Raw genomic sequence first — 12,010 nt, 5'->3', positions numbered from 1 at the left:
ACGCGGCGCAAACCTCCGGGCGACGGCGTGACGGGTCGCCGGGTCGGGTAGGGTCGGGGCCGATGTCGCACCACAGCACCACCCCAGAGCCCACGCCGCACACCGGCGCCCAGCCCGACCCCGGCAGCGGGTCCGAGGCGTCGCGGACGCGCGTCGTGGTCCTCTTCGGGGGCCGGTCCGGCGAGCACGGCGTGTCCGTCGCCACCGCCGGCGGGGTCATGGGCGCCATCGACCGCACCCGCTACGAGGTGATCCCCGTCGGGATCACGAGCGAGGGCAAGTGGGTCACCGCCGTCGACGACCCCGCGCGCTGGGCGATCACCGAGGCGGGCATGCCGCACGTCCCGTCGGACGGGACCGAGGTCGTGCCCGCGCTCGCCGTGGGCGAACGGTCGCTCCGCGTCCTGGAGCCCGGACAGGTGCCGGAGGTCCTCTCCGGCGTCGACGTGGTGTTCCCCGTGCTGCACGGCCCCTACGGCGAGGACGGCACCATCCAGGGCCTGCTGGAGCTGGCGGACGTGCGGTACGTCGGGGCGGGCGTGCTCGCGTCCGCGGTCGGCATGGACAAGCACTTCATGAAGCTGGTGCTCGCCGGGCAGGGGCTGCCCGTCGGCCCGTACACCGTGATCCGGCCGGGGGACTGGGACCACCGCCGGGACGTGTGCGTCCAGACCGTCGAGACGCTCGGCCTGCCGCTCTTCGTCAAGCCCGCCCGCGCGGGCTCCTCGCTCGGCATCACGCGGGTCGACGACCTGGCCGACCTGCCCGCCGCCGTCGACGAGGCGCGCAAGCACGACCCGAAGGTCATCGTCGAGGCCGGTATCACCGGCCGCGAGATCGAGTGCGCGGTGCTCGGCGGCCGCGGCGGCGCCCGTGCGCGGGCGTCGCTGCCCGGCGAGATCGTCGTCACCGGCGGTCAGCACGCGTTCTACGACTACGAGGCCAAGTACCTCGACGAGGCGAACGTGCAGCTCTCCTGCCCGGCCGACCTGCCCGAGCACCTCATCAAGGAGGTGCAGGACATCGCGATCCGCACCTTCGAGGCGGTGGGCGCCGAGGGGCTGTCCCGCGTCGACGTCTTCGTCACCGCCGACGAGCAGGTCGTCGTCAACGAGATCAACACCATGCCCGGGTTCACGCCGTTCTCGATGTACCCGCGCATGTGGGCCGCCTCCGGGCTGTCCTATCCCGAGCTCGTCGACGAGCTGATCCAGCTCGCGATGGAGCGCCCGACCGGCCTGCGGTAGGCCGGGCACCGCGTCAGGTGGGAAGGGCTGCCGACCGGCGCAGAGGCGACGTCAGCGCTCCAGCACGACGTCCGGGCTGACCTCGAGGCCCATCATGCGCAGGACGCCGCGGAACGTGTCGTCGAACAGGACCTGGTGGTCGGCGAACGCGAACCCGATGTGGTCGTAGACGGCCATGCACAGCAGGCCGTAGACCTGCCGCCAGCCGGTGACCATCCAGTACGCGACGCCGAGGGGCAGGGGCACGTCGGACATGCCGGCCCCGGCCAGCATCGACCGGAGGTAGGGCCGCAGCTGGGCGAGGAGCTCCGGCGGGAGGTCCTCGTTGGCCGGGTAGTCGAAACCCTGCTCCCACAGCTCGATGAACATCGGCAGGAACACCGGGCCGATGGTCTGCGTCACGTGCTCCAGGAGCTGCCCGTCCGCGGACACGGCCTGCTCGTAGGCCGATCCCATGAGCAGGTCGAACTCGCACGGGTGCGCGCGACACCACCGGAACAGCGCGTCCGCGGGGGCGTGCAGGCGCGCCGCGACGTCCCCCGGGGGCTGGCGGTCGACCGCCGCGGTGATCGTGTCGATCAGCTCGTCCATGGAGTCGCGGTAGACCGCACCCAGCAGCTCGGCGCGGCCGTGCTCGAAGTAGCGGTACAGCGCGGGGGGCGTCACGCCGACGGCCTTGCCCACGGCGACGACGGTGAGCCCGCTTGCGCCGTGCTCGGCCACGAGCCGCCGGGCGACCCGTCGCACCTCCCGCATCATGTCGTCACGTAGGCGCTCGCGGCGGGACAGGTCGGTCGGCATGGCACGTCCTCTCGGGTGTGTCGCACGGGCGCGGACAGTGTGTCACGAGGTCAGAGGGCAGTCGTACCCGACCACGGGGCCCACGGACGACTGCCGGCCGTCCCCGCTATCGGCACTCCTTCGTGGCGGGCACCGTGCTGACGGCGCGGGCGAGGTCCGCCACGAACGCCGTCGAGTGCTGCTCCGTCACGGCGGGCGGGACGAGGACCTCTACTGCCGGGTCGCGTCCGTACGTCACGAACGACCAGGTGCCCTCGCCGTCGGTGGCGACGATCCAGTCGACGACGGTGCCGTCGGCCGACTCGACGCGCTGGCAGTCCGCGGACGCGCCGGGCGGCGTCACGCCGCAGCGCAGCGTCACCGCGGCCCCGGGCTCGCCCCAGGCGGCGGTGGCCTGGGAGTTCGTACGGACCTTCGGCAGGTCGGCGCCCAGGCTCTCCGGGACGGCGAGCACCACGTCCGCGCACGCCGGGTTCGCGGCGTCCTCGGCGACCTCGACGCCGATGGTCGGCGTGCAGGCGGCCAGGCCCGCGACCGCCGCGGGCAGCGCCACGATCGCGGCGAGGCGCGACACCCGTGACAGGGAACGAGGCACGGCGGTGGCTGGAGCGGGTCTCGCGAACGGCACCCGCCCAAGGTACTCGGTCTCGACCTGTGCACTACAGGCAGGTCCGGGCGTCCGGGACACGGGCGCCTGACGGGTGAAAGCCGCCGGAGCGCATAAGGTCTGACCCGTGACAGACCTCGTCCGCGATCTCACCGAGGAACAGCTCCTGGCCAGGATCTTTCCCCTGCTGCCGAAGGGCAAGGCGACCGTCGTGGGCCCCGGGGACGACGCCGCCGTGGTCGCCGCCCCGGACGGCCAGTACGTCGTGTCGACGGACGTCCTCGTGGAGGACCGTCACTTCCGCGCTCGGTGGTCGAGCGGGTACGACGTCGGACGCCGCGCCGCCGCCCAGAATCTCGCGGACGTCGCGGCGATGGGGGCGCGGCCGACGTCGCTCGTCGTCTCGCTCGTGGTGCCCGGCGACACCGCCGTCGAGTGGGTGACCAGCCTGGCGCGCGGCCTCGCCGACGCGTGTGCTCCCGTGCGAGCGGGCGTCGTGGGCGGGGACCTCTCGGGCGGGGACATGATCGTGGTCGCCGTGACGGTGCACGGCACGCTCGACTGGCGCTCCCCGGTGCTGCGCTCCGGCGCGCGGCCGGGCGACGTCCTTGCCCACGCGGGCGTCCGCGGCCGGTCCGCTGCGGGCCTCGCGCTGCTCGACGCCGGCCTGGCCACCCCCGGCGGCGACCGGCACGCCGAGCTCGTGGGCGCCTACCTGCGCCCGGAGCCCCCGCTGTCGGCCGGCCCGGCGGCGGCCCGGGGCGGCGCGACCGCGATGCTCGACCTGTCCGACGGCCTGCTGCGCGACGCCGGCCGGCTCGCCCGTGCGAGCCGGGTGAGCCTCGACCTCGACCCGGCGGCGTTCTCCGCCGACCGGAAGGTGCTGCTCCCCGCCGCCGACGACGTCTCGGCCGCGACCGGTGTGCCGGCGGCCGAGCTCGTCGAGCGTTGGGTCTACGGCGGCGGGGAGGACCACGGCCTGCTGGCGACGTTCCCCGGGACGGACGTCCCCGCCGGGTGGGACGCCGTCGGCCGGGTGCTCGAGGCGGGTGCCGGGGGGCCGAGGGTCACGGTCGGCGGGCAGGAGTCCCGCGTCGGCCCCGGATGGGACCACTTCGCGCGGTAGGTCACCGCGGTCACCGCGTCAGGTCACCGGGTCTGCGGGCCGCGCCGGTAGCGGAGCTGGGTGACGGGCTTGTCGCCGATGAGGTCGATCCGCTCGACGCCGTCCGGGTGGAAGCCGTGGCGCCGGTAGAAGTGCTTGGCGCGCTCGTTGGCCTCGAGGATCCAGAGCGTGACCGTCGTCCTGTTGGGGACGTCGGCGAGCACGGTGCGCATCAGGTCGCGCGCCACGCCGCTGCCCCAGGCCTTGGGGTGCAGGTAGATCGCGTAGATCTCGAGGTCGCCCGGCTCGGCGTCCTCGTCGCGCGACGGCCCGACGCTGGTGAAGCCGATCGCGTCCGACCCGTCCTCCGCGACGAGCACGCGGGCGCCCGGTGCGGTGAGGGCGGCGGTCCACTCGTCGGCCCGGTCCGACACGTCCAGCGACCTCAGGTAGGAGGTCGGCAGGATCTCCGAGTAGGCGCTGCGCCAGGACGCGACGTCGACGCGGGCGATCGCCTTCGCGTCCGAGACCGTCGCCGGCCGGATCTTCACATCCTCGACCTGGGGCGCCATGGGTTCACTGTGCCATCGGCCCGGGCCGACGGCAACGCCCCTGAGGCGCCCGGAGGGGGTGACGAAGACGCCCGCCGGGTGAACCCGGCGGGCGCCTTCGAAAGCTCGTGTCAGGCCTCGAAGCTCGTGTCAGGCCTCGAGGTTCGTGTCAGGCAGAGACGCGGCGCGTGACCTTGCCGGCCTTGAGGCACGAGGTGCACACGTTGACGCGCTTCGGGGTGCCGCCCACGATGGCACGCACGCGCTGGATGTTCGGGTTCCAGCGGCGCTTCGTGCGGATGTGGGAGTGCGAGATGCTGTGCCCGAAGCCCGGGCCCTTGCCGCAGACGTCGCAGTTGGCAGCCACGGTGGTCTCCTGAGGTGTTCGTGCACGTCCGTGCACAACAGCAGGACGTGAGGTGGTCTTGTGGGGGCGCCCGGCAACAGACCAGGCAACCACGACAGAGTACCTGATCGGCGGACGCCCCCTCAAACTGTCGGGCGCGGGTGGTGCGTCACACACCTGTGTCGGACAGGCGAAGTACCGTGGTGGCCGACCGGACCGACCGGACCGACCGGACCGACCGCAGGAGGAGCAGAGCGTGACCGACGTCAGGGGGGCAGGCGTGTCCGAGCGGAGCGAGTCCGCGGCGGGCGAGGCGCTGGACGCCGCCCGCGTCCGGGCGTGGGCGCGACTCGCCGCGCGGTCGGTGGGGCGCGAGCGCGCGGCGCTCGACCGGGTCAACGTCTTCCCGGTGGCCGACGCGGACACCGGCACCAACCTCCACCTCACCCTTCGCGAGGGGGAGCGGGCCGTGGCCGCGGCATCGGCCGGCGCCACGGGCACCCAGCTCCTCGGCACCCTCGCCCGCGGCGCGCTGCTGGGCGCGCGCGGCAACTCGGGCGTGATCCTCAGCGAGTGGCTCCGCGGGCTCGCGGTCGCGGCGCGGCGCGGCGGCACGGCCGCGGACCTGCTGGCCCAGGCCGCCCGGTCGGCGCGCGCCGCCGTCGCCCGTCCGGCCGAGGGCACGATCCTCACGGCGGCGGACGCGGCGGCCGGTGCCGCGCGGGCCGCGCAGGATGCGGGCCAGGAGGTGCTGTCCGCGGCCGCCAGGGCCGCGCGGGCCGCTGCGGTGGCGAGCCGGGGCGAGCTCGCCGCCCTCAGCCGGGCCGGCGTCCTCGACGCCGGGGCGTGCGGCCTGGTCCTCGTGCTCGACGCCCTGGTGGCGGTCTCGGCGCCGGCGGTCCGGTCCGGGGCCACCACGGCGGCTCTCGTGACTCTTGATCTCGTGCTGGATCCCGACCGCGACGCCGCCGTGCCGGTCGCGGGCGGGCCTGCCGTCGAGGCCGGCACCGGCCACCACGGCGGCGCGGGCTCGCTCGAGCTCATGTTCGTCCTGTCCCGCCCGGCAGGGTCCGTCGACGGCGTCGCCGACGCCGTCGCCCAGGCCCTGCGCGACCGGCTCGCCGTCGTCGGCGACTCCGTCGTGGTGGTGGGCGGTGACGCCGGCACGGGCGACGCGGTCTGGCAGGGCCACGTACACACGGACGACCTGGCCGCTGCCCTCGCGGCCGCCACCGGCTTCCTCACCGAGGGGGCGTCGCTCGCCCAGGTGCACGTGCGCCACCTCGAGGCCGCGCTCCAGCACGAGTGGGGCGTGGTCGTCGCGACGGACGCCCCGGCGCTCGCCGTCGAGCTGGCGCTCGCGGGCGCGGTCGTGCTGCTGACGGGCGGGATCGGCGGGCAGGTCGAGCCGCTCACGGCGCAGGACGTGCACCGCGCGGCCGCGAGCACCGGCGCGCGGCGGGCTCTGGTCCTGCCGGGCACGGCCCGCGGCGCGGTCGGCGAGGCCGCCGCGGCCGAGGGCCTCGACCTCGACGAGCTGCTGGTCCTCGAGGCCGCCACGGACGTCCACGTGGTCGCCGCGCTCGCCGCCCTGGGCACGCTGCTGCCGCAGGTCGCGGACGACCCGGACGGCGTCCCGGCCGCCGTCCGCGCCACGCTCGCCGACCTCGTGGTCGCGCAGGCGCCGGCGGCGGCCGCGTGCGAGGCGCTCGAGCGCCTGATCGAGGGCGCCGAGCCTCTCGTCGTCACGGCCCTCCTGGACGACGACGTCCCGCCCGCCATCGCGGACGACCTCGCCGCGGCGCTCGCGCGGCTCGCACCCGAGGCCGAGCTGGTCGCCCTGCCGACCGGGCGCCCGGGCGCCATGGTGCACCTGGGCGTGGAGGACGGCGTCGAGCAGCCGGAGGCAGGCGCATGACCCGGCGCGAGGAGGAGAAGCTGGTGAAGGCGGTCGGCACGCGCAGCGCGAACGCGCTGGCGAAGCTCGGCCTCGAGACGGTGGGCGACCTGCTGTCGCACTACCCGCGCCGGTACGCGGAACCCGGGCAGCTCACCGACATCGCGCGCCTGGAGGTGGGGGAGCACGCCACCGTCATGGCGCGCGTCGAGCACGCGACCGTGCGCACCATGCGCGCCCGCCAGGGCGCCCTGCTGGAGGCGACCATCACCGACGGGCAGCAGCGGTTGTCGCTCACGTTCTTCGCCAAGGGCAAGGGCGCGCTCTTCATGTTCGAGAAGCGGTTGCAGCCCGGCGTCACCGGCCTGTTCTCGGGCACGGTGGGCGAGTACCGGGGCACCCGGCAGCTCGCGCACCCCGACTTCGTGCTGATGGGCGAGCAGGACCTGGACAGCGACGAGGCGCTCCTGGAGCACGCGAGCAAGCCGATCCCTATCTACCCGGCCTCGTCGACGATCTCGAGCTGGAAGATCCAGCAGGCGGTGCGCGTCGTGCTCGACCCGCTGACCGACGACGACGTAGCAGACCCGCTGCCGGTCGAGGTGCGCGCCCGCGTCGGGCTGCCCGGCCGTCTCGCCGCCCTGCGCATGGTGCACCGGCCCGACCACCTCGGCGCGGTCCGCACCGGGCAGCACCGGCTGCGGTTCGAGGAGGCGTTCGTGCTGCAGGCCGCCCTGGCCCAGCGCCGGGCCCGTGCGGCGCAGCAGGACGCCACCGCCCGGCCGCTGCGGGCACCCGGGCAGGCCGGCCTCCTGACCGACTTCGACACGTCCCTGCCGTTCGAGCTCACCGAGGGGCAGCGCGCCGTGGGGGCGGAGATCTCCGCTGAGCTCGCGAGCCCCCGGCCGATGCAGCGGCTGCTGCAGGGCGAGGTCGGCTCGGGCAAGACGGTCGTGGCGCTGCGGGCCATGCTCCAGGTTGTCGACGCGGGCGGTCAGGCCGCCCTGCTCGCGCCCACTGAGGTGCTCGCCGCCCAGCACGTCCGCACCCTGCGCACCCTCCTCGGCCCGCTGGCGGAGGGCGGGCTGCTCGGCGGGGCCGAGCACGGGACGCGGGTCGCCCTGCTCACCGGGTCGCTCGGGGCGGCCGCCCGCAAGTCCGCGCTGCTGGAGGCGGCGAGCGGGCAGGCGGGGATCGTCGTGGGTACGCACGCCCTCCTGTCCGAGCACGTGCAGTTCGCCGACCTGGGGCTCGTCGTCGTGGACGAGCAGCACCGCTTCGGCGTGGAGCAGCGCGACGCCCTGCGGGCCAAGGGCCGCGTCGCGCCGCACCTGCTCGTCATGACCGCGACACCCATCCCGCGCACCGTGGCCATGACCGTGTTCGGCGACCTCGAGACGTCCGCCCTGACGCAGGTGCCCGCCGGGCGGGCCGGCGTCACGACGGTGCGCGTGCCCGCCGCGAACGTGCGGTGGATGGACCGCACGTGGGAGCGGGTCCGGGAGGAGGTCGGCAAGGGGCAGCGCGCGTACGTCGTCTGTCCGCGGATCCACCCGGACGACGCCGCGCCCGCTGACGACGCGGGCGACTTCGAGGCCGGCTACGACGACACGGTCCCCGCGGGGCCGGGTGGCGGGCCCGGCGCCGGAGAGCCGGACCGCGCGCCCCTGCGCGCGGTGCTCGAGGTCGCCGACGAGCTGCGGGAGCGGCCCCAGCTCACCGGCCTGGAGGTCGGCGTGCTCCACGGGCAGATGGCACCGGCCGACAAGGACGCCGCCATGGCGCGGTTCGCGTCGGGCGAGGCCCCCGTGCTCGTCTCCACCACGGTCGTCGAGGTCGGCGTCGACGTGCCCGAAGCGACCGTGATGGTGATCTTCGACGCCGACCGATTCGGCATCTCCCAGCTCCACCAGCTCCGCGGTCGCGTCGGCCGCGGAGCCGCGGCGGGCCTGTGCCTGCTCGTGTCCGACGCCGAGGACGGGTCGCCCGCCGCCGCGCGCCTCGACGCGATGACCCGCACGACCGACGGATTCGAGCTCGCGAACCTCGACCTCGAGCTGCGGCGCGAGGGCGACGTGCTGGGCGCCGCGCAGTCGGGCCGGTCGAGCTCCCTGCGGCTGCTGCGCGTCGTCCAGGACGCCGACCTCATCGAGCAGGCCCGCAAGGAGGCCGGTGGCATCGTGGCCACCGACCCGGACCTCGCCGGGGTGCCCGAGCTCGCCGCCGCGATCCGGGCGCAGCTCGACGAGGAGCAGGAAGAGTTCCTGGAGCGCGCGTGACACTCCCGTTCCTTGGATGCCGCGCGCCCGCTAGAGTCCGCCCGTGAGCATCGACGCCAAGCATGCCGTCGAACTGCCCGTGCCGCGCAAGTCGGCCTGGCAGCGCGGTCGCCTGCTGGCCGCCCTGGCCGTGCTCGTCGCGCTCCTGCTCCTCGGCCACCGGTTCGTCCCGAACCGCTGGGGCAGCCTCGGCAGCCTCCTGGAGACGTTCCTCCCGTGGCTCGGCCTCGCGGTGCCGCTGCTCTTCCTGCTGGCGATCGTGCGCCGCTCCGCCACGGCCGTGCTCTTCGCGCTCGTGCCGCTCTGTGCCTGGGTCGGGGTGTTCGGCGCGCAGGTCCTGCCCGAGAGCACCGTCACGTACGACCTCACGGTCGTGCAGCACAACGTGAGCGACGAGAACGACGACGTGCCGGGGACGGTCGAGGTGCTGCTCGCCTCCGACGCGGACGTGATCGCGCTCCAAGAGCTCACGGACGGGATCGGCTTCCGGTTCGAGGAGGCGCTCGCGGAGGCGTACCCGCACCACGCGATGCAGGGCACGGTCGGCCTGTGGTCGCGCTACCCGCTCGCCGACGTCGCGCCCGTGGACCTGCGCCCGACGGGCATCGACGCGTCGTGGGACCGCGGCCTGACCGCGACGGCCCAGACCCCGGGCGGCGACGTCGCGGTCTACGTGGCGCACCTGCCGTCGGCCCGCGTCGGGTGGCGCGGGCTCGACTCCGCGCAGCGCGACCAGAGCATCGCGATGCTCGGCGACGTCCTCGCCGCCGAGGACGCCGGCGCGGTGCTCGTCCTCGGCGACCTGAACACCGAGCTGCGGGACCGCGCCCTCGTGCCGGTCCTGGAGCACGTCGGCGCGCCCGAGCACGGGTTCGGCTTCACGTTCCCCGCCCGGTTCCCCGTGGTGCGGGTGGACCAGGTGCTCGCCGGCGGAGCAGAGGTCGTGCGGACCTGGACCCTGCCGCGCACGGGCAGTGACCACCTGCCCCTGGCGGCGTACGTGTCCCTGCCCGACGCGGGATAAGCCGGGACACGCCCAGCTCGGCGCACGGCTTAGGCTCGGGCCGTGACAAGGATCGTGGCCGGGACCGTCGGCGGGCGCACCCTCGCGGTGCCCGCCAAGGGCACGCGCCCCACGAGCGACCGCGTGCGGGAGGCGATCTTCTCCCGCCTCGAGCACCTCGACGTCTTGTCCGGCACCCGCGTGCTCGACCTCTACGCCGGCTCCGGCGCCCTCGGCCTCGAGGCCGCCAGCCGCGGTGCGGCGCAGGTCACGCTGGTCGACAGCGCCCGCGGGGCGGCCGACGTCGCCCGCCGCAACGTCACCACGCTCGGCCTCGGCGCCGTCGTGCGGGTCGTCGCCGACACGGCGGAGCGCTTCGCCGCCTCGCTGGCCGCCACCGGCCCTGGGGGCCCCGGCCTGGACCTGGTCTTCCTCGACCCCCCGTACGACCTCGCCGAGGAGGAGCTGGCGCGCGTGCTGAGCCACCTCGCCGCGCCCGGAGTGCTGGCCGGGGGCGCCGTCGTGGTCGTGGAGCGTTCCACCCGCAGCCCCGAGCCCGCGTGGCCTTCCGGTCTCGAGCCCTTTGCGCGCAAGGACTACGGCGAGACCGCCGTCTTCTACGCGGAGCCCGCCGCCGGGCCGCTAGCGTGACCGCATGACCATCGCCGTCTGCCCCGGGTCCTACGACCCCATCACGCTCGGCCACCTCGACATCGTGCGCCGCGCCCGCACGCTGTTCGACGGCGTCGTGGTCGCCGTCGCGAAGAACCCTGGCAAGTCCGGACTGCTCTCGCCGGAGGTCCGCGTCGACCTCGCCCGTGCGGCGCTCGCGGCCGACCCGGCGACGGCGGACATCGGCGTCGCGCTCGTCCCGGGCCTGCTCGTGGACTTCTGCCGGGAGATCGGCGCGGTCGCAGTGGTCAAGGGTCTGCGAGGCGGGGCCGACGTCGACGCGGAGACGCCCATGGCGCTGATGAACCGGCACCTGTCCGGGCTCGAGACGGTGTTCGTGCCCGCGGACCCGACCTACGCGCACATCGCGTCGTCGCTGGTGAAGGACATCGCCCGGTACGGCGGCCCGATCGACGACCTGGTGCCGGTGGGCGTGGCCGAGGCCGTCAGGACCGCGCTCGCCGCGCAAGCGCGGCCAGGGACTGAGCGCTGAAGGCACAGCGCAGCGCAGGGTGGGGGCCGAGGTACGAGGCACGCGGCCGGAGCGGAGCGCCGCCGAAGCGCGGCCAGGGACTGAGCGCTGAAGGCACAGCGCAGCGCAGGGTGGGGTGAGTCCGCTCACGTTGGGTGTTCCCGCACGATCACGTAGAATGGTGCGCTGGCCCGCCCTCCCGGAGCGTGCGGACCGATCCCGCGATCCTCACCACCTTCTCGGAGCCTGCCATCCACCTTGACCCGCGTTCGCCGCTCGTGCTCGACACGCACGAGCTCTCTCGGCGACCCGGCAGCATGCGCGAGGTCTCCAGGACCGTGCAGGCGCCGTCGGACCTGGGCACCGTCGTCATCGGCATCCCCGAGGGCAGCGAGATCATGCTCGATCTGCGGATCGAGTCGGTGATGGAGGGCGTGCTGGTGTCGGGTACGGTGAGCGGCGTGGCCGTGGGCGAGTGCGTCCGCTGCCTCGACGAGGTCACAGTCCCGGTGTCGGTCGACCTCACGGAGCTCTTCGCCTACCCGGAGCGTGCACGTGCCGGCGCTGCGGCGGGCGACGACGAGGCAGAGGACGTGGAGTCGCTCCTCGACGAGGACCTGGCGGACCTGGAGCCTCCGCTGAGGGATTCCGTCGTGACTGCGCTACCATTTCAACCGCTGTGCTCGCCGGACTGCCCGGGCTTGTGCTCCGAGTGCGGAGCGCGCCTGGCCGACGACCCCGGCCACCACCATGACGTTGTCGACCCTCGTTGGTCGGCGCTGCAGAGCATGCTCGGATCCACGAGCGTGTCGGACGAGACGAAAGAGAGCTAGCCGTGGCTGTTCCGAAGCGCAAGATGTCGCGCAGCAACACCCGTGCGCGTCGCTCGCAGTGGAAGACCACCGCCGCGACCCTCACCACCTGCCCCGCGTGCAAGGCTGACAAGCTGTCGCACACGGCGTGCCCCACCTGCGGCACCTACAAGACCCGCACGTACGCCGAGGCCCAGAAGTCTGCCTTCGCGGGCTGA

13 protein-coding genes are annotated in these 12,010 nt (G+C 74.6%); 9 read left to right on the top strand and 4 right to left on the bottom strand.

Going from position 1 to position 12,010, the window contains the following annotated elements; genetic code table 11:
* Positions 1-62 precede the first annotated feature (62 nt).
* A complete protein-coding gene (locus L1785_RS11820; RefSeq protein WP_236089468.1) occupies positions 63-1,247 on the top strand; it encodes a D-alanine--D-alanine ligase family protein in 1,185 nt (394 codons plus the stop codon).
* 51 nt (positions 1,248-1,298) lie between these two features.
* On the opposite strand, the gene L1785_RS11815 is transcribed toward L1785_RS11820, so the two are convergent.
* Both L1785_RS11815 and L1785_RS11810 read right to left on the bottom strand, forming a co-directional pair.
* Complete coding sequence (locus L1785_RS11815; RefSeq protein ID WP_236089467.1) at positions 1,299-2,048, bottom strand: TetR/AcrR family transcriptional regulator; 750 nt, start codon at positions 2,046-2,048, stop codon at positions 1,299-1,301.
* Between the two features lie 106 nt (positions 2,049-2,154).
* Positions 2,155-2,622, bottom strand: coding sequence for a DUF3515 family protein (locus L1785_RS11810; protein WP_236089466.1), 468 nt, complete (start codon positions 2,620-2,622; stop codon positions 2,155-2,157).
* A 160-nt stretch (positions 2,623-2,782) separates the two neighbouring features.
* Here L1785_RS11810 and L1785_RS11805 point away from each other — a divergent pair, with 160 nt between their 5' ends.
* Positions 2,783-3,781, top strand: coding sequence for a thiamine-phosphate kinase (locus L1785_RS11805; protein WP_236089465.1), 999 nt, complete (start codon positions 2,783-2,785; stop codon positions 3,779-3,781).
* Between the two features lie 23 nt (positions 3,782-3,804).
* Here the strand turns inward: L1785_RS11805 and L1785_RS11800 are convergent, their stop codons facing one another.
* The gene (locus tag L1785_RS11800; RefSeq protein WP_236089464.1) at positions 3,805-4,332 is read right to left on the bottom strand and encodes a GNAT family N-acetyltransferase; all 528 of its coding nucleotides are present in this window, start codon (positions 4,330-4,332) and stop codon (positions 3,805-3,807) included.
* A 148-nt stretch (positions 4,333-4,480) separates the two neighbouring features.
* Positions 4,481-4,678, bottom strand: coding sequence for a 50S ribosomal protein L28 (rpmB, locus tag L1785_RS11795; RefSeq protein ID WP_236089463.1), 198 nt, complete (start codon positions 4,676-4,678; stop codon positions 4,481-4,483).
* A 235-nt stretch (positions 4,679-4,913) separates the two neighbouring features.
* Here rpmB and L1785_RS11790 point away from each other — a divergent pair, with 235 nt between their 5' ends.
* The 7 genes from L1785_RS11790 (at position 4,914) to rpmF (ending at position 12,010) form a co-directional block, all read left to right on the top strand.
* On the top strand, positions 4,914-6,575 hold the full coding sequence (locus tag L1785_RS11790; RefSeq protein WP_236089462.1) for a DAK2 domain-containing protein: 1,662 nt from the start codon (positions 4,914-4,916) through the stop codon (positions 6,573-6,575).
* Positions 6,572-8,833: an ATP-dependent DNA helicase RecG gene (locus L1785_RS11785; RefSeq protein WP_236089461.1), complete on the top strand. Its 2,262-nt coding sequence runs from the start codon at positions 6,572-6,574 to the stop codon at positions 8,831-8,833. Before L1785_RS11790 ends, L1785_RS11785 begins: the two co-directional genes overlap by 4 nt.
* A 43-nt stretch (positions 8,834-8,876) precedes the next feature.
* Positions 8,877-9,857 carry an endonuclease/exonuclease/phosphatase family protein gene (locus L1785_RS23225; protein WP_236089460.1) on the top strand — a complete coding sequence of 327 codons (981 nt, stop codon included), beginning with the start codon at positions 8,877-8,879 and terminating at the stop codon, positions 9,855-9,857.
* Between the two features lie 42 nt (positions 9,858-9,899).
* Positions 9,900-10,487, top strand: a complete 588-nt coding sequence (rsmD, locus tag L1785_RS11775; protein WP_236089459.1) for a 16S rRNA (guanine(966)-N(2))-methyltransferase RsmD — start codon at positions 9,900-9,902, stop codon at positions 10,485-10,487.
* 4 nt (positions 10,488-10,491) lie between these two features.
* Positions 10,492-11,001, top strand: coding sequence for a pantetheine-phosphate adenylyltransferase (gene coaD, locus L1785_RS11770; RefSeq protein WP_236089458.1), 510 nt, complete (start codon positions 10,492-10,494; stop codon positions 10,999-11,001).
* 257 nt (positions 11,002-11,258) lie between these two features.
* Entirely contained in the window at positions 11,259-11,813 is a 555-nt protein-coding gene (locus tag L1785_RS11765; protein ID WP_236089624.1) for a YceD family protein, read from the top strand.
* A 2-nt stretch (positions 11,814-11,815) separates the two neighbouring features.
* Positions 11,816-12,010: a 50S ribosomal protein L32 gene (gene rpmF, locus L1785_RS11760; RefSeq protein WP_236089457.1), complete on the top strand. Its 195-nt coding sequence runs from the start codon at positions 11,816-11,818 to the stop codon at positions 12,008-12,010.

Origin of the sequence: Antribacter soli (assembly GCF_021568775.1) — a bacterium.
Taxonomy (GTDB): Bacteria; Actinomycetota; Actinomycetes; order Actinomycetales; family Cellulomonadaceae; genus Antribacter; species Antribacter soli.
This window is presented reverse-complemented; position numbering and strand designations above follow the sequence as displayed.